The sequence below is a fragment of the Streptomyces sp. NPDC001787 genome (assembly GCF_040297465.1).
Lineage (GTDB): Bacteria > Actinomycetota > Actinomycetes > Streptomycetales > Streptomycetaceae > Streptomyces.
In genome coordinates this window covers 190,050-216,430 of record NZ_JBEOZE010000002.1, presented here as the reverse complement: position 1 = coordinate 216,430, position 26,381 = coordinate 190,050, and the positions used below count along the sequence as shown (strand labels likewise).

Here is a 26,381-nt window from a genome sequence, read left to right as displayed (position 1 = left end):
TCAGTGCACCCGCACTCTCGGGTCGATGATGCTGTACGCGAGGTCGACCAGCAGGTTGATCAGCACGTACACCATCGCGATGAAGAGAATGAACCCGACGAGCACCGGGTAGTCGCGCCCGTCGATCGCGGTACGGATGAAGGATCCGATGCCGCCGAAGTCGAAGACGGACTCGGTGAGCACCGCACCGGACAGCAGGCTGCCGGTCAGCAGGCCGACCGCGGTGATCACGGGCAGCAGGGCGTTGCGCAGCACATGGCGGCCACGCACGACGCGCTTGTCCAGGCCCTTGGACTCGGCGGTGCGGATGTAGTCCTCGCCGAGCACCTCCAGGACGCTGGCGCGGGTCATCCGGACGATGACGGCGAGCGGGATCGAGGCCAGCGCGACGGCGGGCAGGATCAAGTGCATGATCGCGTCCCAGCTCGCGTCGAACTCACCGGTCAGCAGGCCGTCCAGGACGGAGAATCCGGTGATGTCGGTGGCGTTGAGTCCGGTGGTGAGCCGGCCCTGGCTCGGGAACCAGCCCAGCTCCACGGAGAAGATCCCGCGCAGCAGCATCGCCAGGAAGAAGACCGGGATGCAGATGCCGAGCAGTGATCCGGAGACGGAGGCGACGTCCAGCCAGCCGCCGCGGTGCTTGGCCGCCAGGTAGCCCATCGGGATGCCCACGACCACGGCGATCAGGATCGCGGCGACGCTGAGCTCCACGGTGGCCGGGAAGCGAAGGGTGAATTCGTCCCACACCGGCTGGCCGGTCTGGGTGGAGGTTCCGAGGTCGAGCTCGAAGATGCGCTTGAGGAACCGCCAGTACTGGACGTGCACCGGCTCGTCGAGCCCGAGTGCCCGGTTGATTCTCGCTACTTCGGCTTCGGTCGCCCGCTCGCCCAGGATCGCTGACGCGGGTCCGCCGGGCAGTCGGTTCAGCCAGAGGAACAGCAGGACCGACAGGCCGAGCAGGGTGGGAATGAGCTGGAGAAGTCTTCTTACGACGAGTCGCAGCACCCCGCATGCCCCTTTCTCACGTGCATCGATGCGGGTCCGCCCGGCCACCTGGTTGCTGTGGCCGGGCGGACCCGCTGGTGTGCGATTACTTGAAGGAGACCTCGGCGAAGTTCTCCTGTGTCAGCGGGGAGACCTTCGGCGGGTTGACGTTCTTGGCGAACGCGATGGCCGGGGGCGACGACGAGAGCGGCACGCCCGGGACGTACTCCGCGATCGCCTCGTTGGCCTTCTTGTAGGCCTCGGTGCGGGCGGCGGAGTCGACGACCTTGGAGGCGGCGTTCACGGCGTCGAAGACCTTCTGGTCCTTGAAGCCCCACTGCTTGTCGGGCCCGGCGAACCAGGTGCCGATGAAGTTGTAGCCGTCGTTGAAGTCACCGGTCCAGCCGAGCATGTGCAGGGCGCAGGAGCCCGCCTCGGTGGCGTCCAGGTAGTCCGGGGCCCACTTCATGGCCTTCGGGACGATGGTGATGCCGGCCTTCTCCAGGTCGGCCTTCATCAGCTCGAACATGTCCTGCGGGGCAGGCATGTACGGGCGGGTGACCTCGGTCGGGTAGCAGAAGTCGATCTTCAGCTTCTCCTCGCCGGCCTGCTTGAGGAGGTTCTTCGCCCGGGCGGTGTCGAACGGGTACGTCTTCACCTTGTCCGAGAAGCCGGCGACCGTGTCGGGCATGAACTGGTTCGCGACCTTGCCGCCTTCGGGCAGCTGGGTCTTGACAAGGTTCTCGCGGTCGATGGCGTGCGTGATGGCCTGACGGACCTCGGGCTTCTTCAGCGCCGGGTTCGCCGACTGGCTCATGCCGAGGTAGAAGATGTTGAAGACGTCACGGGTCGGGACCTCGTAACCCTCCTTCTCCAGCGTGGTCACATCGGCCGGCGCGACCAGGTCGTAGCCGTCGATGTCACCCGCCTGGAGCGCCTGGCGGCGGGTCTCCTCGGTGGAGATGGTGCGGAAGACCAGGTTCTTCACCTTGGCCTTGGCACCCCAGTAGTCGTCGAAGCGCTGCAGGGAGACTTCCTTGTTCCCCTTGTTCCACTTCGTGATCTTGTACGGGCCGGTGCCGGCGACCGTGCCGGCCTCCTGGCTGTACTTGGGGTACGTGATCGCGTCGCCCTTGGCGGTCGCGTCCTGCTTCTCGTACTCCTTGATGGCCTTCGGCGAGTGGATCGCGAGCGCCTGGAGGGAGAATCCGCCCGGCAGGTTCGCCGAGGGCTCGTTCACCTCGATGACGGCCGTGTTCTCGTCCTTGGCGGTGCAGGACTTGTAGTTGGGCTTGGGCGCCTCGGCGTCCTCGTTCTTCGCGAACCCGCCCATGATGGTCTGCCAGTAGTAGGAGACCGCGCTGGACTGGTACGTGCCCTTCCAGTTGAACCAGTGGTCGTAGTTCGCGCAGACCGCGGCGGCGTTGAACGCCTCGCCGTCGTGGAACTTCACGTTCTGGCGCAGGTTGAACGTCCAGACCTTGCCGGCCTTGTCGCTCTCCCACTTCTCGGCGAGACCGCCGACGAGCTTGCTGCCGCCGGGCTCGTGCTCCAGGAGCGCCTCGAAGGCCTGACGGGTGACGCGGAACGTCTCGCCGTCGCTCGCGAGGGCCGGGTCGAGGGAACCGGGGTCACCAGCTCCGGCGAAGACGAAGGTGTCCTTGTCGCCCCCCTTGGAGCCGCCCTCGTCCCGCTCGCTGGAACAGCCCGTGGCGATCAGACCGACAGCGACCGCTGTCGTGATCGCCCGGACTGCCCGGGACTTGAATATTCGCATGGGTCCACCCCTGGTTCGCCATGTTGTGAGGTTTGATGGCCGCACACTACAGACGGTGCCCACTGCAAGAGAACAGTCCGGATAGCGGTGAGACCTAGTCGAGACCCGGACAGTAAACAAACCGTCCAGTTCCGGGACATCCTCGCGTGGGAATCCAACAAGCCGGACATCAAGGGGTGTTCGACGCACGGTGACCGAACGTCGCGCTCGTCGCGGTTCAGCGGGGGCGGTGCGGGTATCCGTAGCCGGGCACGGCGGCGGGCGGCGGGCCGGCCGGTGCGTGCGCCTCACGGTCGTAGAACGGGCGGGAGTTGGCGCGCAGCCACATCGCGACCGGGTCGTACTCGTCGGACATGGCGACGGTGGAGACGGGCAGCCCCTCGGGGACCGCGCCGATCGACTGCCGCATCATCTCGCGCACCGAGTCGACGGAGGCGCGGCCCGTGTCGTAGAGATCGAGGCCGATCGCGAGGTACGGAACACCCACGGCGGGATGCACCCAGGCACGGCGCAACGAGCGGACCGCCGGGGTGCGGTGGGCGTTCTGCGTGAGCAGCGCGTAGAACTGGGGGATGTCGACGGCGGGATCGGAGAGCCGCAGGGGGCCGGCGGGCAGCCGGTCGAGGCCGGTGGCGATGCGGCGCAGGTCCAGCCAGGGAATGCCGACGCCACCGCCCGGGGCGTGCGGGTTGAGCCAGATTCCCCAGCGGTCGGGGAACAGGGCGCGGGCGATGTCGCGGCCGGTGACGAGCTCGTGGGCCCGGTTCCAGCCGCTGGCGGAGAGCTCCTGGGCGGAGGTCACGCACGGGGCGTACCCCTGGCCGTCGATCTCCATGTTCCCGTACTGGGCGTCCGGCGAACCGGCCGTGCCGTGCCAGAGGAGCATCCAGATCCGGCCGTCGGCGAGGGCCGCCAGCAGCGCCTCGTAGGCGTCGTAGCGCCCGGGGGTCACCTGGCGCAGCATGTGCTCGACCTGTCCGGCCGCCGCAGTGCCTGCACTCACCCTGTGTTCCGCCCCTCATCGATCCGCTGTGTCGCGTCGCCGCTCCCGGGCACACGGGAGCGACCCCGCCATCAAACCAGCTTATGCGCCGCCGCTGACACCGACTTGACGCCAAGGGTTGACGTCGCCACCCGGCAACGACGGTTGACCCCGGCCCCGGGAGCGGCCGGCACCCTCGCCGGCGGTGCGGTCAGTGCCCCTCACGCCGGTAGAACGGCCGGACCTTCTCCCGCATCCAGTCGCCGACGAGGTCCTGGGCCACATCGAGCAGGACCAGGTTGACGGGCCACGGCACCTGGACCCGGCCCAGCGCCCGGCCCAGCGCGTCCATCGGGGCGCTCTGTCCCGCGCCGTCCCAGGTGGCGAGCTCGACGCCGATGAAGAGGACGGGGTCGCCGCCCTCGATGCTGGCGAGCGTCCGGCGGGCGGTGCTCACCACGCCGCTCTCCTGGAACTCCCCGGCCGCGGCGGCGAGGAAGTCGACGGGTTCCTCCTGCCAGTCGGGCTCGAACAGACGGACCCGGGCGCCGCCGGCGGGCCCGTCCAGGGGCGTACGGCCGGCCCGGCAGAGCTCGGCGACGGCGGGCGGCGGCAGTGGCACGCCGACCGCGCCGCCCGGGTTCACGGCTATCCCGACCTGCGGCGGCAGTCCGCGGGCGAAGTCCCGGGCGGGCGCCACGGTGAAGGACATCCGGGTGCCGACGCAGCCGAGGAACTGCGCTTCGGAGCTGAACACGGGGACGTGGGCGACGCCGTCGATCTCCATCATCGGCAGGTCGAGATCGGGGCTTTCGGGGCCGCCGCCGTTGGGCAGCGGCACCCAGAGCGCGCTGCGGCCGAGCACCTCGACGAGCCGGCCGCCCGCCTCCGGGACTCCGATCGAGGCGGCGAGCACCTCTTCGAGCTCATTGGCCGGCCATCCCTGGTGCGGATGCGTCTGTGCCGGTACCGGAATGTCCACTGCCCCTGTGTCCCTCTCTCGACCGTGCGTTCCGGCGGAAACCCTAGCCTCCCGGGTCCACCGCCCGGCGGTGAGCCCGGCGGCGTCCGGCGGTGAGCCTGTCGGCGTGCCCGGCGGCGTCCGGCGGTGAGCCTGTCGGCGTGCCCGGCGGCGTCCGGCGGCGAGCCCGGCGGCGTCCGGCAGCCGGACGGCCCGGCGGGCGCCCGGTGGCCGTGCGTCCGCGTACGGGGCCCGCGCGTGACGCCCGCGCCGCCCGGCCCCGCACGCCCCGCGAGCCCTACTCCTCCGCGAACGAGATCCGGCCGAGCACCCCCGCCGCCTCACGGTCCAGCAGCACCGCCGAGGCGCATCCCGGGGGCAGCAGACCCCGCTCCGTGTCGTGCAGCAGCCGGCCGACCGAGCGCCGGTGCCGGGCGAAGGCGTATCCGGAGACGCCCCGGCCGCGCTCGCGCTGTCCTTCCCGCGCCACCTCGGGCGTGACGTCGAGCAGGACGAGGTGGAGGGTGCGGGCCCGCCGCCGGGCGTCCCGGGCCAGCCAGCGGCGCACCCAGGCCTGTGTGCCGCAGTCGTGCACCACGACGGACTCACCGGAGCGCAGTACCCGCCACAGCCCGTAGTAGTGGGCCACCCGGACCAGCGGGCGGTAGAGGGCGTACGGGAGTAAGCGGGGCAGGGCCCCGGCCCAGGTGTCCCGGGTGTCCTGGGAATCGATGGCGCGGTCCGTGACGGCCCGCCGGATCAGTGTCGACTTTCCGCTTCCGGGCAGCCCGGAGACCACCACGAGATCGCCGGACGCGAAGTCCAGGCTGTGCGGGCTGCGCCCGGCGCGCCCCCGGAGGTCACGCACCACCGGCGCGTGCGTGCCCAGCATTTCCCGGGCGGGTGCGCCCGGCTGCGCGGGCATCGCGCCGTGCGCGACCCCCGCGGTCGTCGCGTACCGCTGCAAGTCCATCGCCCTCCCCCTGTCGGGTCACCCACACCTGCCCAAGAAGTGTAAAGAAAAGGTAATGCGGCACAACCGGGCCTGCGGCCCGTGTCGGTGGGAGACCGGACGCCCCACTCTTCCGCAAGGCGTGCGATGATGACCCCGCCAACTGCATACCGGCCGTTTGAATCCGCGCGGGAGAGTTCCGGTCACTGTGTGTGCCGGGCGCCGAAGGAGCAAGTTCCTCCCTTGAATCTCTCAGGCCCCGTACCGCGTGGATGAGGCAGATCTGAAAAGCGAGCCGCCCGGCGGCTCCACCCAAGGTGCAAGCCGAACCCGGCGAGGGCTGACCCCTTCAGGGCCTTTCGGCGAACCTCTCAGGTTCCGATGACAGATGGGGAGGGATCGTCCTCTGTCGTCATGCCCTGGAGCCGAATCCATGAGCAACGCCCCCCGTCTCACCGCCCTCGACGCCCTGCATCGTTCGCTGGGCGCCACCATGACCGACTTCGCCGGCTGGGACATGCCGCTGCGGTACGCGAGCGAGCGCGACGAGCACAACGCCGTACGCACCCGGGCGGGTCTCTTCGACCTGTCCCACATGGGTGAGATCACGGTCACCGGGCCGCAGGCCGCCGCCTTCCTGAGCTACGCGCTGGTGGGCAACATCGCCACCGTCGGCGCCGGCCGCGCCCGCTACACGATGATCGTCGGGAGCGACGGCGGCATCCTGGACGACCTGATCGTCTACCGGCTGGGCGAGACCGAGTACATGGTCGTCGCCAACGCGGGCAACGCGCAGACCGTGCTGGACGCGCTGCGGGACCGGGTGGCCGGTTTCGACGCCGAGGTGCGTGACGACCGGGACGCGTACGCGCTGCTCGCCGTGCAGGGCCCGGAGTCGCCCGCGATCATGAAGGCCGTCACGGACGCCGACCTGGACGGGCTGAAGTACTACGCGGGCCTGCCCGGCACGGTCGCCGGGGTGCCCGCGCTGATCGCCCGTACCGGCTACACCGGCGAGGACGGCTTCGAGCTGTTCGTGGCCCCCGAGCACGCCGAGCAGCTGTGGCGGGCGCTCACCGAGGCCGGTGCGGCGCACGGTCTGATCCCCTGCGGGCTCTCCTGCCGCGACACGCTGCGCCTGGAGGCGGGCATGCCGCTGTACGGGCACGAGCTGACGACCGCGCTGACCCCGTTCGACGCGGGCCTGGGCCGGGTCGTGAAGTTCGAGAAGGAGGGCGACTTCGTCGGGCGCGAGGCCCTCGTGGCCGCCGCCGCCCGCGCCGAGACCGCCCCGCCCCGCAAGCTCGTCGGTCTGATCGCCGAGGGCCGCCGGGTCCCGCGCGCCGGATTCCAGGTCGTCGCGGGCGGCGAGGTGATCGGCGAGGTCACCTCCGGCGCCCCGTCACCCACCCTGGGCAGGCCGATCGCCATGGCGTACGTGGACGCGGCGTTCGCCGCGCCCGGCACCGAGGGCGTCGGCGTGGACATCCGCGGCACGCACGAGCCGTACGAGGTCGTCGCGCTGCCGTTCTACAAGCGCGAGAAGTGACATCCCGGGCATCACGCCGCCCCGGAAGTGACGTATTCGCGTCTCACACCGTAAGACCACCGTTCATCAGCACTCCCCCGCGTACAGGAGAATTCAGGTCATGAGCAACCCCCAGCAGCTGCGGTACAGCAAGGAGCACGAGTGGCTGTCGGCCGTCGAGGACGGTGTGGCCACGATCGGGATCACCGAGTACGCGGCCAACGCGCTCGGTGACGTCGTCTACGCGCAGCTCCCCGAGGTCGGCGAAACGGTGACCGCGGGCGAGACCTGCGGCGAGCTGGAGTCGACCAAGTCGGTCAGCGACCTGTACTCCCCCATCACGGGTGAGGTCGTCGCGGCGAACCAGGACGTCGTGGACGACCCGTCGCTGGTGAACTCCGCTCCGTTCGAGGGCGGCTGGCTGTTCAAGGTACGGGTGGCGGAGGAGCCGGACGACCTGCTCTCCGCCGACGAATACACCGCGTTCTCCGGCAACTGAGACCCTAGGGATCCCCTGATGTCGCTTCTCAACTCCTCCCTCCACGAGCTGGACCCGGACGTCGCCGCAGCCGTCGACGCCGAGCTCCACCGTCAGCAGTCCACCCTCGAAATGATCGCCTCGGAGAACTTCGCTCCGGTCGCCGTCATGGAGGCCCAGGGCTCCGTCCTCACCAACAAGTACGCCGAGGGCTACCCCGGCCGGCGCTACTACGGCGGCTGTGAGCACGTCGACGTGGTCGAGCAGATCGCGATCGACCGGATCAAGGCCCTGTTCGGCGCCGAGGCCGCGAACGTCCAGCCGCACTCCGGTGCGCAGGCGAACGCCGCCGCGATGTTCGCGCTGCTGAAGCCGGGCGACACGATCATGGGCCTGAACCTGGCCCACGGCGGTCACCTGACCCACGGCATGAAGATCAACTTCTCCGGCAAGCTCTACAACGTGGTCCCGTACCACGTCGACGACACCGGCACCGTGGACATGGCCGAGGTCGAGCGCCTGGCCAAGGAGACCAAGCCGAAGCTGATCGTCGCGGGCTGGTCCGCCTACCCGCGCCAGCTCGACTTCGCCGCCTTCCGCCGCATCGCGGACGAGGTCGGCGCGTACCTGATGGTCGACATGGCGCACTTCGCGGGCCTGGTGGCCGCGGGTCTGCACCCCAACCCGGTGCCGCACGCCCATGTCGTCACGACCACCACGCACAAGACCCTCGGCGGTCCCCGCGGTGGCGTCATCCTGTCGACGCAGGAGCTCGCCAAGAAGATCAACTCGGCGGTCTTCCCCGGTCAGCAGGGTGGCCCGCTGGAGCACGTGATCGCCGCCAAGGCGGTCTCGTTCAAGGTCGCGGCGACCGAGGAGTTCAAGGAGCGCCAGCAGCGCACCCTGGACGGCGCCCGCATCCTCGCCGAGCGCCTGGTGCAGCCGGACGTCACCGAGGTCGGCGTCTCCGTCCTGTCCGGCGGCACGGACGTGCACCTGGTCCTCGTCGACCTGCGCAACTCCGAGCTGGACGGCCAGCAGGCCGAGGACCGCCTCCACGAGGTCGGCATCACGGTCAACCGGAACGCCGTCCCGAACGACCCGCGGCCGCCGATGGTCACCTCGGGTCTGCGGATCGGCACCCCGGCCCTGGCGACCCGCGGTTTCCGGAACGAGGACTTCACCGAGGTTGCGGAGATCATCGCCGCCGCGCTGAAGCCGTCGTACGACGCCGCCGGCCTGAAGGCCCGCGTCACGGCACTTGCCGAGAAGTTCCCGCTGTACCCCGGTCTGAAGTAGTCCGGAAGCAGTTCGCACGTTTCGGGCGGGGCACCGCGCACACTGGACAGTGAGCGCGGTGCCCCCACCCTTGTCCTCGCTCTTCGGGCCGACCCGGCCCGTACCGCACCACCCGGCAGACAACGGCGTCTTCCCACCCTTAGGAGTCATCCCGTGGCCATCTCGGTCTTCGACCTGTTCTCGGTCGGTATCGGCCCGTCCAGCTCCCACACGGTGGGACCGATGCGCGCCGCCCGGATGTTCGCGCGCCGCCTCAAGAACGAGGGCCTGCTGGCCCACACCGCCTCGATACGGGCCGAGCTGTACGGTTCGCTCGGCGCGACCGGCCACGGGCACGGCACGCCCAAGGCGGTCCTGCTCGGCCTGGAGGGCGAGTCGCCCCGCACCGTCGATGTGGAGTCCGCCGACGCCCGCGTCGAGCAGATCCGCACCACCGGCCGGATCAACCTGCTCGGGGCGCACGAGATCCCCTTCGACGCCGACGAGCAGCTGATCCTGCACCGCCGCAAGGCCCTGCCGTACCACGCCAACGGCATGACGATCTTCGCGTACGACCACGAGGGCGCCCCGCTCCTGGAGAAGACCTACTACTCCGTCGGCGGCGGCTTCGTCGTGGACGAGGACGCGGTCCAGGGCGAGAACCCGATCGTCCCGGACGACACCGCCCTCAAGCACCCCTTCCGCACCGGTGACGAGCTGCTGCGGCTCTCCGGCGAAACCGGCCTGTCCATCTCCTCGCTGATGCTGGAGAACGAGAAGGCCTGGCGCACCGAGGACGAGATCCGCTCGGGTCTGCTGGACATCTGGCGCGTCATGCAGGCCTGTGTCTCGCGCGGCATGTCCCGCGAGGGCATCCTCCCCGGCGGCCTGAAGGTCCGCCGCCGCGCCGCGAACTCCGCCCGCCAGCTGCGCGCCGAGGGCGACCCGCAGGCCCACGCGATGGAGTGGATCACCCTCTACGCGATGGCGGTCAACGAGGAGAACGCGGCGGGCGGCCGTGTCGTCACGGCGCCCACCAACGGCGCCGCGGGCATCATCCCCGCCGTCCTGCACTACTACATGAACTTCGCGGCCGGCGGCTGCACCGAGGCCGAGAAGGAGGACAGCGTCGTCCGCTTCCTGCTCGCCGCCGGGGCCATCGGCATGCTCTTCAAGGAGAACGCCTCCATCTCCGGCGCCGAGGTCGGCTGCCAGGGCGAGGTCGGCTCCGCCTGCTCCATGGCCGCGGGCGCGCTGGCCGAGGTCCTCGGCGGCTCCCCCGAGCAGGTCGAGAACGCCGCCGAGATCGGCATGGAACACAACCTCGGCCTGACCTGCGACCCGGTCGGCGGCCTGGTCCAGATCCCGTGCATCGAGCGCAACGGCATGGCGGCCGTCAAGGCGGTCACCGCGGCGAAGATGGCGCTGCGCGGCGACGGCAGCCACAAGGTCTCCCTCGACAAGGTCATCAAGACCATGAAGGAGACGGGCGCCGACATGAGCGTCAAGTACAAGGAGACGGCGCGCGGCGGGCTCGCGGTGAACATCATCGAGTGCTAGGCACATAGGCCCTGACCAGCGGCTTTTCGTTTTTCGGCGCTGTCGGGGCCTGCCCTGCCCACGCGTCCCTTCGCCTCGCTCTTGAAGTGTCTGCTCGGAGGTGCGGGGACGCCCTGTGACGTGCGTGGGTGACGGTGAACGACTTCGCCGTGGTCCGCCCGGCTCTCCGGTCGATGCAGGGGGACGGTCCGTTGCCTGCGGCTGGCTGGAAGCCACTGCCTGACCTTGCACCAGGTGTGATCTCAGTTACCTTCGGGGGGACTGAATGGAGAACCGCGATGATTCGAGGCTGGGAAGCCGATCCCTCTTCGCCACTGGTGCGCCGCCTGGGTAAATCCCCCGCCGAGCTCGGGACCACGGGCGGCGAGCAGGGGTGCCCGGACGTCTGGGAACTGGAGAACGGGGACATCGCCGTCGTTGGCCGCGACCTCACTGATTCCTACCTGCCGAGTCTTCCCCCGGGGCTCGTCGTCGCCCCGGACGAGCGGATCGTCGTCATCCCCCGCAGGACGGCCGCTGCGGCGAAGGCAGACCTGCCCGATGCTTAGCCCACAGGCCGACGGCCCAGGCCGGCGCCTCGGACTTGACGCCTGTTCCGAGGGTTTCGGTCGCCAGTTCTGACGCTCCGGCTCCGCGGGGTTCCGAAAACCCGAACGTCAAGGAGACGGCGCGGGGCGGGCTCGCGGTGAACGGCATCGGGTGCTGAGCGAGGGGCCCTGACCTGTGGCTTCATGTCCGCGGTGCGGTCGGGGCCCCTCGGTGGCCGGTGGCGGGGAGGTCCCCGCGATATCCCTGAGAAGTCCCTGCCGGGGGTCAGGCCGCGCAGTGGGGCGGGGCCGCCGTGGAAGTCGACCATCTCGGAGAAGAGTTCCCCGATGTCCAGGGGATGGCCCGCCGCCGCCCCCTTGGCCTCGGCGCGGGCGCGGTGCAGGTTGGGTACCCGGCGTTCGCTGTCCAGGAGGTGGGCGAACGGGGTCGGGGCCGCCTCGCGTGTGATCCCAAGCGGGGTGAGTCCTGCGGCGATGCCGTCGGCGGCCGGGCGCTGGACGTACCGCGGATAGGACTCGGTGGTGTCGAGGAGTTCGGGACCGCCGACCGGGCCGTGACCGGGAACCACGATGCGGGGCGAGAGGGCGCGCAGCCGCTCGATGACGGAGATCGACCCGGCGACTGACCCGGTGAGGCAGAACGGTGTGGCTCCGGACATCACCACGTCGCCGGTGAACAGGACGCGCTGGTCCGGCTACCGCGGCCATTCCGGACCCCCGCCGCTTCGCGGACACGAGACCGCGGCCGGACACGGAATGGCACCGTCCGGCCACCGGGGGGGGGGAGGGACGGAAGCAGTACTGGAGCGGGCACCGGGAGAGCCGGCCCCTCTCCGGGACGGTGCCGCCGCACTCGTCGCGCACCGCGGCCACCGCCGGAGCGCCCGGTCGCCGCACACCCCGAATACGGCGCGCCGAATACCCGTCGGCCTTCTTTGAACGCCTCCGACCGCACCGTCGGCCGGGGGTTCCGCGCCCCCTCCCTCCGGTCTTCGATTTCGGGGTAGGAGCACCATGGGCGAACCGGGGAGGGCGGGCCTCCCGGTCCCCCGCCCCGGGAGTCCGCTTCCGTCGCGGCAACACCACCGTGGTCCGGGCGTAACGCGGGTTCGGCTGGATATCGCCGGCGGCCCGTCGACGCTTCCGCGGCGATCACCGGGCCGCCGAATCGAGCAAGTGGCCGATACCCGCTCATCGGCCCCGATGTTCGCGGGCCGGACCTCCGGCGCGCTCCGGACACCCGCGGGGCCCGAGGCGCGCCACCCCCTGCCGCACCCCGTCGGCGGGACGAGGGGGACACGTCTTCCATCGTGCTCAATGCGCCCTCGGTCGCGGACCGGAGGGCGGCCGGTCAGTAGCCTGATCATGGACGGCCTGTTACCGGCGGGCGTCCCTCGCTGTTTCGCCCGTTGCCCCCCCCCACGACCAATTCAGGAGCCGTACCGTGGACGTGCCCTTCGCCATCGACCCGGCCGGGAGCGACATTCCCGGCGAGGGCGCACGGCTCCGCGCGGCCGGACCCGCGACTCCCGTGACCCTGCCCGGCGGGGTCACCGCCTGGGCCGTCAGCCATCACTCGCTGATCAAACAGCTCCTCACCGACGACCGGGTGAGCAAGGACCCCCGCGCGCACTGGCCCACCTGGCAGCGGGGGGAGATCACCCCCGACTCCTGGCTGCACACCTGGCTCGGCGTGGTCAACATGTTCACGGCGTACGGGCAGGACCACCGGCGGCTGCGCAAACTCGTCGCACCGGCGTTCACCGCCCGCCGCACCGAGGAGCTGGCCGGTGACATCGAGAAGGTGGCCGGGCGGCTGCTCGACTCCATGGCCGCCGAGCCGCCCGGCCGGACGGTGGATCTGCGCGCCCGGTACGCGCACCCGCTGCCGATGCAGGTCATGTGCCGGCTCTTCGGGATCCCCGAAGGGCTGCGGCCCCGTACCGCGGCGGTCATCGCCCGCATCTTCGACACCGACATCGGCCCGGAGGAGGCCGCGTCCACCTGGCAGGAGATCCAGGACGTACTGCGCGAACTGGTCGCGCTCAAGCGCCCCGACCCCGGCGACGACATGACCAGCGTCCTCATCTCCGCCCGGGACGAGGGCGGCGCCCGGCTGAGCGAGGAGGAGCTGATGCACACGCTGTGGCTCGTGATCTCCGCCGGGTTCGAGACCACCGTGAACCTCATCGGCAACGCGGTCCACGCGCTGCTCACCCATCCCGAGCAGCTCCGGCTCGTCGTCGCGGGCGAGGCTTCGTGGAGCGATGTCGTCGAGGAGACCCTGCGCTGGGCACCGAGCGTGGCCAGTCTGCCGCTGCGCTTCGCCGTGGACGACATCCCGCTGCCCGACGGCCGCACGATCCGCCGCGGCGAGGCGATCCTCCCCGCCTACGCCGCGGCGGGCCGGGACCCCGCACAGCACGGGGCGGACGCCGGCTCGTTCGACATCACCCGGCCCGCGCAGGGGCATCTGGCGTTCGGTCACGGTGTGCACATGTGTGTCGGCGCGCCCCTGGCCCGCCTCGAAGCACGCATCGCCCTGCCGGCCCTCTTCGAGCGGTTCCCGGGTCTGGCGCTCGCCGGGGGGCCGCAGGACCTGGTGCCCCTGGAGTCGTTCATCTCGAACGGGTTCCGGGCACTGCCCGTTGTCCTGTGACCGCCCGGCGGACCGGGGGTGCTCAGCGGGGCGGGTGTGCTCAGCGGGGCGGGTGCTGCGCCGCGGAATCCCGCCGCGCCGCACGGCGCCCGCGCACCGCTGACGCCAACTCGCCCAGCAGCGCCTCGGTCCGCTCCCATCCGACACAGGCGTCGGTCACGCTCTGTCCGTACGTCAGGGTGTCGAGGGGGCCCGGCTCCTGGCGCCCCTCCCGCAGGAAGCTCTCCACCATCAGCCCGGCGATCCCCTCCTCGCCCCCGGCGATCCGCTCCGCGATCTCGACGACGACCTCCGCCTGCCGGTGGTGGTCCTTGCCGCTGTTGGCGTGGCTGGCGTCGATGACCAGCCGTTCGCGCATCCCCGCTCCGGCCAGCACCGCCAGGGCGTCGCGGACGTCCTGGGGGCCGTAGTTGGGGCCGCCGCGCCCACCGCGCAGGATGACGTGGCAGTCGGGGTTGCCGCTCGTGGAGACGATGGAGCCGCGGCCCTGTTCGTCGAGGCCGAAGAAGACGTGCTCGCCCGCGGCGGCGCGGCATCCGTCGACGGCGGGCTGCACGACGCCGTCGGTCGCGTTCTTGAAGCCCACGGGCATCGACAGGCCCGAGGCCAGCTGGCGGTGCACCTGGCTCTCGGGGGTACGCGCGCCGATCGCGCCCCAGGTCACCGCGTCCGCGATGTACTGCGGGCTGTTCGGCTCCAGGAACTCGCAGCCCACCGGCAGTCCGGTGTCGAGCACATCGAGCAGCACCTGGCGGGCGGTCCGCAGCCCGTGCTGGACATCGTGCGTCCCGTCCAGGTGCGGGTCGTTGATGAGGCCCTTCCACCCGAGCGTCGTGCGCGGCTTCTCGAAGTACACCCGCATCACCACGCAGAGGTCGTCGGCGAGCGGCGCGACGGCGGCGGCGAGGCGCTGTGCGTACTCCCGGGCGGCGGCCGGGTCATGGACGGAGCACGGGCCGACGACCACCAGCAGGCGGTCGTCCTCCCCGGCGAGCACATCCCTGACGGCGCGTCGGCCGTCCTGGACCAGAGCGGCGCGGGCAGGCCCCAGCGGCAGGTCCGCGAGCAGGGCGGACGGGGCGATCAGGGGCTGGAAACCGGTGACGCGCAGATCGTTGGTGCGCGGCGCGTCGGTGCGGGGGCGGCCCGTCGTGGGCGTGGTCATGGGGTGATCCTGTCTCTGTGCCGAGGCAGGGTCCCGGTCCCGCGGTGCTACGTCCGCATCACCCGCCACCAGCCGCCTCAACGACGAAAAGGCAGAGACGAACGTCTCTGCCCTGCTGGCTCCGGGTGCTCGGTCGGTGATCAGCGCATGTGACCACCGACTCCACCCGGAGCCGGCGTAAAGCGCGGATACCACCCGAACAACGTAGACATGCGGAGGACCATAACACGAGCCGGGGTTCACCCGCCCCGGGATCCGTCGGCACTCCCGGAGGTTCACCAACTGCTCATTGCCGTTCAGACGTTCGCGATGATCAAGCAGTTTCGGTCACAAATAGGGTTCCCACAAACACGTACAAGGGGTTGACTGGGGCTCACGCATGGTGACGCGGTCGCCCCCACCGGCACGCGGAACCGGCTCCGATGCCCCGGCCCCCGGCGGAGGAAAGAGGACAGCGATGACCGCCCCACCTCGCACGGTGACCCTTTGGCCACGGCCGGAGGACGCCCGGCGCGCCCCCGCTCACCGAGTCGGATCCATGCGCGATCACGAGATATTCCCGCTCGCATCGTTCACCCGTTCCGTTTCGACGAGGGGCACCAATGAGCCAGATCGCCTTACCGACGTTTCATATGCCGTTCAAGAGCACAGGGTGCAATCCGGGAATGGAGGAGACCAGGAAGGCCGCCTGGAAGTGGGCGGAATCCCATGATCTTTTCCTGGCTCCGCCGGCCCGCAAGAAGATGATCCGGACGCGTCCCGAGCTCTGGATCTCCCTGATATTCCCCACGGCTTCCCAGTGCCATCTCGACCTCTTCTGTCAATGGCTCTTCTGGGCGTTCCTGGTGGACGACGAGTTCGACGACGGACCGGCCGGGCGCGACCCCCGCATGTGCGAGGAGGCGATCGCCCGGCTGGTCGCCGTGCTCGACGGGGCCGCGCCGCGCGGCCCCATGGAGCACGCCCTGGAGGGGCTGCGCGAGCGGACCTGCCGGGACCGTTCCCCGCGCTGGGTACGGCAGTTCCGGCGGGACACCGTCGCCTGGCTGTGGACCTACTACGCCGAGGCCGTCGAGCGGGCGGCCGGGCAGGTGCCGAGCCGGGCCGACTTCGTGAAGCACCGCCGGGATTCGGTGGCCATGCAGCCGTTCCTGGACCTGCACGAGATCGCCGCGGGAATCGACCTCCCGGATTCCGCCCGCAGTCTGCCCGCCTATATCGCCCTTCGCAACGCGGTGACCGATCACTCCGGACTCTGCAACGACATCTGCTCGTTCGAGAAGGAGGCCGCGCTCGGCTACGAGCACAACGCCGTACGGCTCATCCAGCGGGACCGGGGATCCACCCTCCAGGAGGCGGTGGACGAAGCCGGGATCCAGCTGGCCCGGATCGCCGAGCGGGTGCGGCGGGCGGAACGGGAGCTGACCGAGGAGATCGCCGCGGCGGGCATCGGCGGGCACACCCGGGCCGCGCTTGAGCGCTGCGTACACGACTACCGGGGGCTCGTGCGGGGCGACTTCGACTACCACGCGCGCGCCGAGCGGTACACCCGTCCCGATCTGGTGGAGCCGGACGAACGGGACTCGCTGTCCCAGTACTTCGCCGCCTGAGAGAGCCGTCGCGCACGGCACGGAACCGGACCTCGCCCACGGGACCCGGGGAATCCCCGCCGAGGGGGCCCCGGGTCCCGCTCGACCGTGACCGGACCGAGTCCTGACAGGTCGGGACAGGGCGGGACAGATCAGCGATGATCGCATGGAAGACTGTTGAAGCGGATACATCCGCAGGTCACCGTCGGCACGGCCGATCGAGCCGCTGTTCCCCCAGACAGCGCATGACCTGCTGCAACGCAGTTCCATCCACCGACGTCCCCGGGGAATCACGTGAGAGCAAAGCGAAGAATATGGGCCACGGCTGCCGTCACCACGGCAGCCGTGGCGGGTGTCCTGGTCTTCCAGGGGGTGACCGGCACATCCCCCTCGGGCGAGGACTCCGACGCCAAGTCCGGTCCCGCGCGGGTCGATGTGCGCAGGACCGCGCTGAAGGTGTCCGCGGACGGCGGCTCCGCCTCCCTGCGGCAGCGTGACGCGAAGCCGTTCAGTCTGCTCGGCGTCACCTGGACCGACCCGGCCGCCGAGGTGACGGGGGAGGTCGAGGCTCGTACCCGGTCCGCCGTCACGGGCCGGTGGACCGGCTGGCTGCCGCTGGACACGGAGATCGACGGGCGCACCGAGACCGGCCGCCCCGGCGTACGGGGCACCACCGAACCCCGCTGGGTCGGCCCGTCCAACGGCGTCGAGGTCCGCGTCAGCGCCGGGAACGGTGTGTCGGCGGGGCTCCCCGCGGGCCTGCGGCTGGACACCGTGGATCCCGGGAAGGGCTCGGCCCCGGCCGCGTACACCGCCGCCGAACCGGCCGCCCACGTGGCCGCCGACCTCGTGCCGGCCGAGCCCACCGGTGACCCCGCGGACACCGAGGAGCCGACGGAGCCGCCCGTCACCCCGCCGTCGCCCGATCCGGCGGAGACCACGGCCGCTCCGGATCCCTCCGCGACGACCCAGGCCCCCGAGACCCCCGGTGCCGAACCGGAACCGGACCCGACGTCCGAGTCCCCGTCCGTGCCGCCGACCACAGCGCCGTCCGTGACCGCCGAGCCGACGGCGACGCTGCCGCCCGCCCCGCCGTCCACCGTCCCGCAGCCGCCGATCACCTCCCGGGCCGGCTGGGGCGCGGTCGAGTCGCTCAACAGCGAGCAGCCGGACTACATGAACAAGGTCAAGGCCCTGTTCGTGCACCACACCGCGCAGACCAACAACTACTCCTGCGCCGACTCGGCCGCCATCGTGCGCGGTCTGCACGCCTACCATGTGAAGTCGAACGGCTGGAAGGACCTCGGCTACAACTTCCTGGTCGACAAGTGCGGAAAGATCTTCGAAGGCCGTAAGGGCGGCGTGGACCGGCCGGTCCAGGGCGCGCACACCTACGGCTTCAACCGTGACACCGCCGGTATCGCCGTGATCGGCATGTACACCGACACGAACGCCGCGAGCGCCGCGACCGCCTCGGTCGCCCGGATCGCCGCCTGGAAGCTGGGGCAGTACGGCGGAAACCCGGCCGGCTCGACGACGCTGACGGCCGGTGCGGCGGGCGGCAACTTCGCCGGTACCAAGTTCACCGCCGGGTCCGCGTACCCCTTCAAGCAGATCTCCGGCCACCGGGACGGCTTCAACACCCAGTGCCCCGGCACGAAGCTCTACGGACAGCTCTCCGCCGTCCGCGCTCTCGCCGCCGGGCCCGTCACCGGTCTCGCCATCACGTCGGTGACCGGAGCGAGCGCCTTCGGCGGCACGTACCACACCAAGTCGAACATCACCGTCGGCTGGAAGGCGGCCACGCCCGCCGCCTTCATCACGAAGTACGAACTGCTGGTCGACGGCAAGGCCGTGGCCACCACCCAGGGCAACGCCGTATCCGCCGGGGCCGCACTGGCCGCCGGCAGCCACCGGGTCCAGGTCCGCGCCACCCACCAGTCGGGGAGCACCAGCCTCTCCGCCGTCGCGACCGTGGTCGCCGACCGTACGGCGCCGGTGTTCTCCACCAAGCCGAACCTGTCGCTGCGCAAGGGCACGGTGAGCACCAAGTCCGTCCCGCTGACGCTGAAGTGGAAGGCCACCGACGCGGCTTCCCTCAAGGAGGTCAGGCTCACCGCCCCCGTCGCGAAGACCTACGGCCCGACCACGACGAGCGCCTCGCACACCGCGAAGCCCGCCGTGGCGACCGCCTGGAGGCTGACGGCGTACGACCGTGCGGGCAACACATCGGCCGCCGCGGTCACCGGCACCCCGGTGATCCTCCAGGAGTCCGCGGCGAAGAAGTCGGGCACCTGGTCGACGAAGTCCTCCTCCAGCTATCTCGGCGGCAGGTCGTACGCGAGCAGCACCAAGAACGCCAGCCTGACCTGGACGTTCACCGGCCGGTCGGCCGCCTGGGTGGTCTCGCGGGCCTCGACCTCCGGTCAGGCGTACGTCTACGTGGACGGCGTCAAGGCGGCCACGGTGGACCTGAGGTCCTCCACCACCAAGTACCGCGAGGCGATCTGGACGAAGTCCTGGGCCTCCAGCGGCAAGCACACCGTCAAGATCGTGGTGGTCGGCACGAAGGGCCGGCCGGCCCTCACCACGGACGGGCTCGTCTATCTCAAGTAGGCGTTCTCAGGGAGGAGTTCCCTCCCAGTAGCCGTCGTCGGGCGCCGGTTCGCCGCCGGTGCCCGACAGCGGCAGGGCCCGCAGGGCCAGTGCCCACCCCAGCCGGTCCTCACCCGACTCGGCGGACCCGCCGGTGAGTTCGGCGACCCGGCCGATCCGGTTGAGGACCGTGTTGCGGTGGCAGTAGAGGAGTTCGGCGGCCCGCGCCGCCGAACAGCCGTTGTCCAGCCAGATGCGCAGCGTGTCGAGCAGGGCCTCGCGTTCGGACGCGGTGTCCAGGACGGGGCCGAGGTACCGGGCGACGATCCGGTCGGCGATCTCGTGGCGCCCGGCGAGCAGGACCTCGGTCAGCCGGTCGTCGAACGCCGCCGCCTCGCCGCTCTTGGCGGGCAGCGTACGCAGCGTCTGCTCGGCCAGCCGCAGCGCGCGGCCGGCCCCGTCCAGCCGGTCGAACTCCGGGGACACCCCGGCGGTCGCCCCGGTCCGCTCGCGCAGCAGCTCCAGCAGCATCCCCGACTCCCCCGCGGCCAGCCGCACGATGCCCGCGTACCGCCCCGAGCGCGGTCGCCAGAACGACCAGAGGCCGTGCTCGTCGAGCACCGGCGCGGGATTGGGCGGGGCGGCCGGGTCCTGGGCGGCGACCACGATCACATACCGGTCGTGCAGCGGTACGCCGAGTGCGGCGGCTGCCGCCGAGGCGACGGCCGGGTCGGAGCCGCGCCCGTCGAGCAGCGCCTCGAAGAGGGCGACGCGCCGGGTGTCCTGGCGGCCCTGCATCTCCAGCTGGGTGAGCCGGTACGACTCCGCCATGACCAGGGAGTAACGGTCGATGGTCTCCCAGACGGCGCCCGCCACATCCAGTTCCAGATCACGGCGGTCCCCCCGGGCGGCCTCCCGGTGCCCCGGCCCCCCGTGTCCCGGGTCCGGCTCCTCCGGGTCTCCCGGTGTACGGCCGATGCCCGCGCGCAGGTACTCGGCCATGACCTGCCACATCACCCGGCCGCCGCGCCGGTAGGCCTGGAGCACGGTGTCCAGCGGGAGGTTCTGCTCGGCCCTGCGCCGTCCGGTCTCGCGGGCCGCGTGTTCGAGGTCGCCGCCGGTGGGCGGCAGCCCGCCGAAGTCCTCCAGGGCGCAGACCAGGTTGTCGCGGCAGATGCGCCACAGGTCCTCGCGGCTGACAGGGTTCCGCGCGGCGTACGTACCGCTGTGCGCGTGGATGTCGTCGACGACCCGGTGGGTCAGCTCGTCGAGCCCCGGCAGCAGGGCGGCGGCGAGGGTGCGTCGCAGCGCGATGTCCTCGCCGCCGCCGGACCGCGGCCCCGGCGGGTCCTGCGGGCTCCGGGCGCTTCGCGGACTGCGGGGGGCTTGTGCGGACGCCATGACAGCGAGATTAGGCGAATGCCGCGACGGGCGCACGGCTGCGGGTGCCGCTGCCCAGGTGAGCGGGTTGGATGGTGGGCACCTGCACATTGTGCGGAGATACGGCGACGGCCGATTCTGAGGGCATCAGCCGTGTTGCCGCCATGTTTCCCGGAGCGTGCCATGTCTCTCACCGTCGCCTCTGTCCTGGGCGAGTCCGCCCGCCGGTATCCCTCCCGTACCGCCGTGGTCGACGGCGAGGTGCGGCTGACCTACGCGGAGCTGTGGGAGCGGTCGCTGCGCTGCGCGGGGGCGCTGCGGGCCTCCGGGGTGCGGCCGGGTGACCGGGTGGCGGTGCTGCTGCCGAACTCCGCGGACTTCCTGTACGCCTACTACGGGGCGCTGGCGGCCGGGGCGACGGTGGTCCCGGTGCACGCGCTGCTCGTCGCGGACGAGGTGGCCTACGTGCTGCGGCACAGCGGTGCGGTGGCGCTGATCAGTGCGGGACCGCTGTGGCCGCTGGCCGAACAGGCCGCGCGGGCGGCGGGCGTACGGGCCCTGAACGGGGCTCCGGACGGTGAGCCGCTGACCGCCGCCGAGCCCGCCGGGGCCGAGGACATCGCCGTGATCCTCTACACCAGCGGGACGACGGGCCGCCCCAAGGGGGCCCTGCTGACCCATCTCAACATCGTGATGAACGCGTCCGTGATCACCACGGACCTGCTCCGTCTCGGCCCCGACGATGTGGTGCTGGGCTGCCTTCCCCTGTTCCACAGCTACGGCCAGACCTGTGCGATGAACGCGACGATGCGGGTCGGCGCGACGCTCGTGCTGATGCGGCGCTTCTCCGGTGCCGGGGCGCTGACCGCGCTGGCGGCGGAGAACGTGAGCGTCTTCATGGGCGTACCGACGATGTACCACGCCCTGGTCGAGGCGGCGGCGCAGAGCGGGGGGACGATGGCCGCGCCGACCCTGCGGGCGGCCGTGTCGGGCGGCGCGGCGCTCCCGGTGGCGGTGCTGGAGCGGTTCGAGGCGGCGTTCTCGACGCAGGTGCTGGAGGGGTACGGGCTGACCGAGACCTCCCCGGCCGCGACGTTCAACCAGCCGGATCTGGGCCGGCGGCCCGGCACGGTCGGGCATCCGATGTGGGGGGTGGAGATCGGGATCGCCGACGCCGCGGTGGACGACGAGGTGCGGCTGCTGGCGGACGGGGAGACCGGTGAGGTCGTGGTGCGCGGGCACTGTGTGTTCGCGGGCTATCTGGACGACCCGGAGGCGACGGCGGCGGCGGTCGTGGACGGCTGGTTCCGCACCGGGGACCTGGGCGTGCGGGACGAGGACGGTTTCCTGCGCATCGTGGACCGCAAGAAGGACCTGGTCATCCGGGGCGGTTTCAACATCTACCCGCGTGAGGTCGAGGAGGTCCTGGTACGGCATCCGGCGGTCAGCGAGGTCGCGGTGATCGGGGTGCCGGACGAGGAGCGGGGCGAGGAGATCTGCGCGGTCGTGGTGGTACGTCCGGACGCGGAGCCGGTCACCGGGGACGAACTGATCGCCTGGTCCAAGGAGCGGCTGGGGCGGCACAAGTACCCGCGGATCGTCCGGTTCACCGAGCGGCTGCCGCTCGGCCCGACCGGCAAGATCCTCAAGCGGGCCCTGACCGCCACCGCGTCCTGAGCCCGGCCACCGCGTGCCGTCGGCCGCCGCGCCGGAACGGGTACGTATCAGATGACCGGTCCCCCCATCATCCGCACGGCACCTCGGCCGTCGAACCGCGAAAGGGCTGATGCACACCATGTCCGATACCAAGGTGGAGATACCCCCGCGGGCGGACACCGCCCACGGCACGGTGCGCGGCACGGTGGAACACGGCGTGGCGGTCTTCCGGGGCATTCCGTACGCGGCGCCGCCGGTGGGCGCGCGCCGGTTCCGGGCCCCGGAGCCGCCGGAGCCGTGGCAGGGCGTCCGGGAGGCGGTGGCCTACGGCCCGACGGCCCCCAAGCGGCCCTACTCCCCGCCGCTGGACCAACTGCTGCCGGACCCGGAGGTGCCGGGCGAGGACTGGCTGAACCTCAATGTGTGGACTCCGTCGACGGAACCGGCCGGGCTGCCCGTGATCGTGTGGATCCACGGCGGTTCGCTGCTGCACGGCTCCAGTGCGGTGCCGGTGTACGACGGGGCCGCGTTCGCGCGGGACGGGGTGGTGCTCGTCTCGGTCAACTACCGCCTGGGCATCGAGGGCTTCGGGGTGTTCCCGGACGCGCCCGCCAACCGGGGGCTGCTGGACCAGATCGCGGCCCTGGAGTGGGTGCGGGACAACATCGCGGCGTTCGGCGGCGACCCGCACCGGGTGACGGTGGCCGGTGAGTCGGCGGGCGCGATAAGCATCGGGGCGCTGCTGGCCGCGCCCCGGGCTGCGGGGCTGTTCCGGCGGGCGGTGCTCCAGAGCGGGGCGCCCACCGCGCTCTCCGTGGAGGCCGGGCGCGGTACGACGGAGCTGATCGCGAAACGGCTCGGCGTCCCGGCGACGGCCGCCGCGCTGGCCGCCGTGGACCCGGCGGAGCTGCTCGCCGCGCAGACCGCGGTGACGAGCGGCGGCTCACCGCTGACCGGCGGGAATTCCTTCCAGATCGTCGTGGACGGCGATCTGCTGCCGCGCGACCCCGCCGAGGCGCTGCGGGACGGCATGGCCTCCGATGTCGATCTGCTGATGGGCACGACCGCCGAGGAGTACCGGCTCTGGTTCGTCCCCAGTGGTCTGATCGAGAAGCTGGGGAGGCTCAGACTCCGGCTCGCCCTGCTGAAGTTCAAGGTGCCCGCCGCCACCGCGCGCACCTACCGGGCCAACCGCCCGGGTGCCACGCCGGGTGAGCTGCTGGGCGCGCTCGCCACGGACCTGTTGCTGCGGGTGCCGCTGAACCGGCTGGCCGACGCCCGCGCGGACGCCTCCGGGGCGACGTACCTCTTCGAGTTCGGCTGGCCCTCCCCCGTACAGGGCCTCGGCGCCTGCCACGCGCTGGAGATCGGCTTCGTGTTCGACACCCTCGCCCACCCCGACACCGTGGCCCTGACCGGCCCGGACGCCCCGCAGGAGCTGGCGGACGCGATGCACGCGGCGTGGGTGCGGTTCGCCGCCACGGGCGATCCCGGGTGGCAGCCCTGGGACGCGACCCGCCCGGTCATGGGCTTCGGACCCGGCGTGCCCGCGGTGGTCCTGGCCCCGCGCGACGACGAGCTGAGCGGCTGGCTCCGGTAGGTCCGCGGCGGCTCGGGGAGCGAGCGTGGGCGGCGACGGACCCCGGCCGGTGGGGCCGGGGGTCCCCCGGCGGTCAGGCCTTGTTCTGAGCTGCCCAGAACTCGTCGAAGGTGAGCTGTCCGTCACCGTTCACGTCATGGGAGTTGATGACCGCCTGTGCCACCGTCTCGGTGACATAGGGGTCGCCGAGCTGGGCCATCACGCTCTTGTACTCGGCCGCCGTTATCAGGCCGTCGCCGTTCTGGTCGAACCGCTCGAATGCCTTGCGCGCCGACTCGATGTCCGCCACTGTTCCGCCCCTTCGTCATGCCGACTGTCGAGGTCAGATTATCGGGCCGCCCCCGCGCCCCTCGCGGCGGGACGTGGCGGGGGCGGCCCGGGGCGCCGCGGCCGGATCAGCGGAAGATTCCTGTGTGGCCCAGCGAGTAGCGGCCCGGCTGCGGGTACACGGCGAGCCCGTGCGGCCCGCCGCCGACCGGGATGCGGGCCAGCTGTCTGCCGCTGCCGGTGTCGATCGCGTACACCTCGGCGTCGTAACGGCCCGACAGCCACAGCACCTTGCCGTCGGCGGACACGCCGCCCATGTCGGGGCTGCCGCCGTCCGGCAGGTGCCACTTCTTCGTCAGCCGGTTCCGCGCGAAGTCGAAGACGGACACCGAGCCCTCGCCCCGGTTGGAGATGTACATCTCCCGGGAGTCGCGGCTGACGTAGAGACCGTGGCAGCCCTTGCCGGTGGGCAGCAGCTTCGGGGCGGTGAACCTCTCCCCGTCCAGCACCCACATGCCGTGCGCCATCATGTCGGCGATGTAGAAGGTCTTCCCGTCCGGGGAGAGCTTGACGTCCTGCGGCATCGCGCCCGCCCGCGGCAGTTTCCGCTGCCCGACGACCTTCATCCGCTCCGTGTCGACCTTGAGGAGTTCGCCGGAGAACTCGCACGAGACGATGAAGTACCTGCCGTCCGCCGAGAAGTCGGCGTGATTGACGCCCGCGCAGGACACCGGGACCGTCTTGACCCGGTCCATGGTCCGCGGGTCGCGGAAGACCAGCTCGCGGTCCATGGAGGCCATGACAACGGCGTACTTGCCGTTCGGGGTGAAGTAGAGGTTGTACGGGTCGGAGACCTCGACGGTCCGGCCGGTCCTCCCGGTGGCCGGGTCGATGGCGGTCAGACTGTCGCCGAGGTCGTTGTTGACCCAGAGCGTCTTCATGTCCCAGGACGGCACCACGTGCTGCGGCTGGTTGCCGACCGGGATGGTCTCGATGACCTTGTACGTCTTCGGGTCGATCACCGACACCGTGTTGGAGCCGGTGTTGGGGACGTACACCCGGGGCGGGAATTTCCTGACCGCCGGGGCCAGCCTGCCCGGCCGGTCGGCCGCGTAGATGTCCTTCGGGTCGAGCACCGGCGGCATTCCCGGCAGTGCGGGCGGAGTGGCGGCACGGACCGGCTTCGCGGGCGCGGCGGCCTCGGTGTCCCGGGCCCGGGGACGGTCCTGGTCGGCGGGACCGCCGCAGGCGGCGAGCGCGGCCACGAGAAGGCCCCCGAGCAGTACGGCGGTGCGTGCGGAGGGCCGGGCGGCGGCCCTGGCGGCGCGTGCGGCGGCGGTGGGGCGCGTGGTGGGAAGCATCAGGTCAGCAGCTCCGTGGTCGTCACCGCGCGCAGTCGGCGCCGGTTGATTTCGGCGAGGAGGAGGGGCAGCGCGGCGACGGTGTCCGCGTAGCCGAAGTGCAGGCTCACCACGGATCCGTTGCGGATCTCCCCGGCGACCTTGCGGGTGACGGCCGCGACGCCGGGCGAGGTGAAGTCGAGGGAGTCCACGTCGTACGAGAGGACGTGCGGGTATCCGGCCCGGCGGGCGAGCCGCTGGACGAGGGGGGTGGCGTACCGGGTGCGCGAGGGCCGGAACCAGGTGCCGATGGACCCGGTGAGCCGGCGCAGCCGCTGGGCGCAGCCGCTGATCTCCGCGTACGCCTCGCTCTCGCTCATCGTGTTGATGTCGAGGTGGCGCTGGGTGTGGTTGCCGAGGTCATGGCCCCCGTCGAGGATCCGGCGGGCCATACCGGGGTGTTCGTCGAGCCAGCTGCCGACGGCGAGCACGGTGAGGCGGGCCCCGGCCCGTTCGGCCTCGGCGAGCACGGCTCCGGCGACGGCGGGGTCGCCCTGTCCGTGGAAGGTGAGGGCGACGCGGGGGCGGGCCCGGGGGCCGTGCTCCACCTGGACCGGCTGCCCCGGGAAGCGGCGTGGGGCGGGGGCCGGGGCGTGGGCGGGGGCGGCGGGGGTCGCGGCGGCCGTGGAGGGCGTGGGGGGCGTGTCGCCCCGGCCTTCCGCGCAGCCCGCGAGGAGAGCACCGGCCGTGAGCGCCGCGGCGCCCGCGCGCAGGGCGTCGCGGCGGCACACCGCTGGTTCGCGACCGTTCATGGCCGACACAGTAGGTGCGGGGTGCCCGATATTTAACGATTGACCGATCCCATGGATGATCTATGAAATATCCATCGAATGCCATAAGAATTCACTGAATACCAGGCGAGTGACCCAACACACCTACGATTCACCCACCACCTGTCCGCTTTTGGCAAGAATGAGGAGAAATGCAACTTTGGCACCGGGGTCGCCCGTCTGCCATAGTCGGTGACACGACCCCCATTGACCCGGGCACGGTCGTCACAAGCGGCCGTGAACACACCCCCC

Annotated in this window: 20 protein-coding genes and 1 riboswitch; of the genes, 10 read left to right on the top strand and 10 right to left on the bottom strand. The window is 71.3% G+C overall.

The window, feature by feature from the left end:
• The 5 genes from ABT170_RS03590 to ABT170_RS03570 all read right to left on the bottom strand — a co-directional run bounded on the left by ABT170_RS03590 (position 1) and on the right by ABT170_RS03570 (position 5,677).
• Positions 1–1,005, bottom strand: a complete 1,005-nt coding sequence (locus ABT170_RS03590) for an ABC transporter permease (protein WP_329945930.1) — start codon at positions 1,003–1,005, stop codon at positions 1–3.
• 85 nt (positions 1,006–1,090) lie between these two features.
• The gene (locus tag ABT170_RS03585; protein ID WP_329945931.1) at positions 1,091–2,761 is read right to left on the bottom strand and encodes an ABC transporter substrate-binding protein; all 1,671 of its coding nucleotides are present in this window, start codon (positions 2,759–2,761) and stop codon (positions 1,091–1,093) included.
• 217 nt (positions 2,762–2,978) lie between these two features.
• A complete protein-coding gene (locus ABT170_RS03580; protein ID WP_351864092.1) occupies positions 2,979–3,725 on the bottom strand; it encodes an enhanced serine sensitivity protein SseB C-terminal domain-containing protein in 747 nt (248 codons plus the stop codon).
• 229 nt (positions 3,726–3,954) lie between these two features.
• Positions 3,955–4,725 (bottom strand): enhanced serine sensitivity protein SseB, encoded by a 771-nt coding sequence (locus tag ABT170_RS03575; RefSeq protein WP_329945932.1) that lies wholly within the window; start codon positions 4,723–4,725, stop codon positions 3,955–3,957.
• A 277-nt stretch (positions 4,726–5,002) separates the two neighbouring features.
• The gene (locus tag ABT170_RS03570) at positions 5,003–5,677 is read right to left on the bottom strand and encodes an AAA family ATPase (RefSeq protein ID WP_329945933.1); all 675 of its coding nucleotides are present in this window, start codon (positions 5,675–5,677) and stop codon (positions 5,003–5,005) included.
• Between the two features lie 158 nt (positions 5,678–5,835).
• Positions 5,836–5,933: riboswitch (glycine riboswitch) on the top strand.
• 156 nt (positions 5,934–6,089) lie between these two features.
• Here ABT170_RS03570 and gcvT point away from each other — a divergent pair.
• From gcvT to ABT170_RS03540, 6 genes are all read left to right on the top strand, one after another.
• Positions 6,090–7,205, top strand: a complete 1,116-nt coding sequence (gene gcvT, locus ABT170_RS03565) for a glycine cleavage system aminomethyltransferase GcvT (RefSeq protein ID WP_351863765.1) — start codon at positions 6,090–6,092, stop codon at positions 7,203–7,205.
• A 100-nt stretch (positions 7,206–7,305) separates the two neighbouring features.
• Positions 7,306–7,683 carry a glycine cleavage system protein GcvH gene (gene gcvH, locus ABT170_RS03560; RefSeq protein ID WP_329945935.1) on the top strand — a complete coding sequence of 126 codons (378 nt, stop codon included), beginning with the start codon at positions 7,306–7,308 and terminating at the stop codon, positions 7,681–7,683.
• Between the two features lie 18 nt (positions 7,684–7,701).
• Complete coding sequence (gene glyA, locus ABT170_RS03555; RefSeq protein WP_329945936.1) at positions 7,702–8,961, top strand: serine hydroxymethyltransferase; 1,260 nt, start codon at positions 7,702–7,704, stop codon at positions 8,959–8,961.
• A gap of 153 nt (positions 8,962–9,114) precedes the next feature.
• Positions 9,115–10,500, top strand: a complete 1,386-nt coding sequence (locus ABT170_RS03550) for an L-serine ammonia-lyase (RefSeq protein WP_329945937.1) — start codon at positions 9,115–9,117, stop codon at positions 10,498–10,500.
• A gap of 278 nt (positions 10,501–10,778) precedes the next feature.
• Positions 10,779–11,048, top strand: coding sequence for a hypothetical protein (locus tag ABT170_RS03545; RefSeq protein WP_329945938.1), 270 nt, complete (start codon positions 10,779–10,781; stop codon positions 11,046–11,048).
• A 1,444-nt stretch (positions 11,049–12,492) separates the two neighbouring features.
• Positions 12,493–13,707 (top strand): cytochrome P450 family protein, encoded by a 1,215-nt coding sequence (locus ABT170_RS03540; protein WP_351863760.1) that lies wholly within the window; start codon positions 12,493–12,495, stop codon positions 13,705–13,707.
• Positions 13,708–13,747: 40 nt separating this feature from the next.
• Here ABT170_RS03540 and ABT170_RS03535 read toward each other — a convergent pair whose 3' ends face one another.
• On the bottom strand, positions 13,748–14,872 hold the full coding sequence (locus ABT170_RS03535) for a 3-deoxy-7-phosphoheptulonate synthase (RefSeq protein ID WP_351863757.1): 1,125 nt from the start codon (positions 14,870–14,872) through the stop codon (positions 13,748–13,750).
• 665 nt (positions 14,873–15,537) lie between these two features.
• On the opposite strand from ABT170_RS03535, the gene ABT170_RS03530 reads away from it, so the two are divergent.
• Both ABT170_RS03530 and ABT170_RS03525 read left to right on the top strand, forming a co-directional pair.
• Positions 15,538–16,482 carry a terpene synthase family protein gene (locus tag ABT170_RS03530; protein WP_443034376.1) on the top strand — a complete coding sequence of 315 codons (945 nt, stop codon included), beginning with the start codon at positions 15,538–15,540 and terminating at the stop codon, positions 16,480–16,482.
• A 273-nt stretch (positions 16,483–16,755) separates the two neighbouring features.
• Positions 16,756–19,077, top strand: a complete 2,322-nt coding sequence (locus ABT170_RS03525; protein ID WP_329945941.1) for a peptidoglycan recognition protein family protein — start codon at positions 16,756–16,758, stop codon at positions 19,075–19,077.
• Between the two features lie 6 nt (positions 19,078–19,083).
• Here the strand turns inward: ABT170_RS03525 and ABT170_RS03520 are convergent, their stop codons facing one another.
• Positions 19,084–20,457, bottom strand: a complete 1,374-nt coding sequence (locus ABT170_RS03520) for a PucR family transcriptional regulator (RefSeq protein WP_351863754.1) — start codon at positions 20,455–20,457, stop codon at positions 19,084–19,086.
• Between the two features lie 162 nt (positions 20,458–20,619).
• Between ABT170_RS03520 and ABT170_RS03515 the strand changes: the two genes are divergently transcribed.
• Entirely contained in the window at positions 20,620–22,113 is a 1,494-nt protein-coding gene (locus ABT170_RS03515; RefSeq protein ID WP_351863751.1) for a long-chain-fatty-acid--CoA ligase, read from the top strand.
• Positions 22,114–22,231: 118 nt separating this feature from the next.
• Positions 22,232–23,692, top strand: coding sequence for a carboxylesterase/lipase family protein (locus tag ABT170_RS03510; RefSeq protein ID WP_351863748.1), 1,461 nt, complete (start codon positions 22,232–22,234; stop codon positions 23,690–23,692).
• A 73-nt stretch (positions 23,693–23,765) separates the two neighbouring features.
• On the opposite strand, the gene ABT170_RS03505 is transcribed toward ABT170_RS03510, so the two are convergent.
• From ABT170_RS03505 to ABT170_RS03495, 3 genes are all read right to left on the bottom strand, one after another.
• Complete coding sequence (locus ABT170_RS03505; protein ID WP_266924032.1) at positions 23,766–23,981, bottom strand: EF-hand domain-containing protein; 216 nt, start codon at positions 23,979–23,981, stop codon at positions 23,766–23,768.
• A gap of 106 nt (positions 23,982–24,087) precedes the next feature.
• A complete protein-coding gene (locus ABT170_RS03500; protein WP_329945945.1) occupies positions 24,088–25,320 on the bottom strand; it encodes a YncE family protein in 1,233 nt (410 codons plus the stop codon).
• A complete protein-coding gene (locus ABT170_RS03495; RefSeq protein ID WP_351863744.1) occupies positions 25,320–26,111 on the bottom strand; it encodes a polysaccharide deacetylase family protein in 792 nt (263 codons plus the stop codon). The genes ABT170_RS03500 and ABT170_RS03495 overlap by 1 nt, the downstream gene beginning before the upstream one ends.
• Between the last annotated feature and the right edge of the window lie 270 nt (positions 26,112–26,381).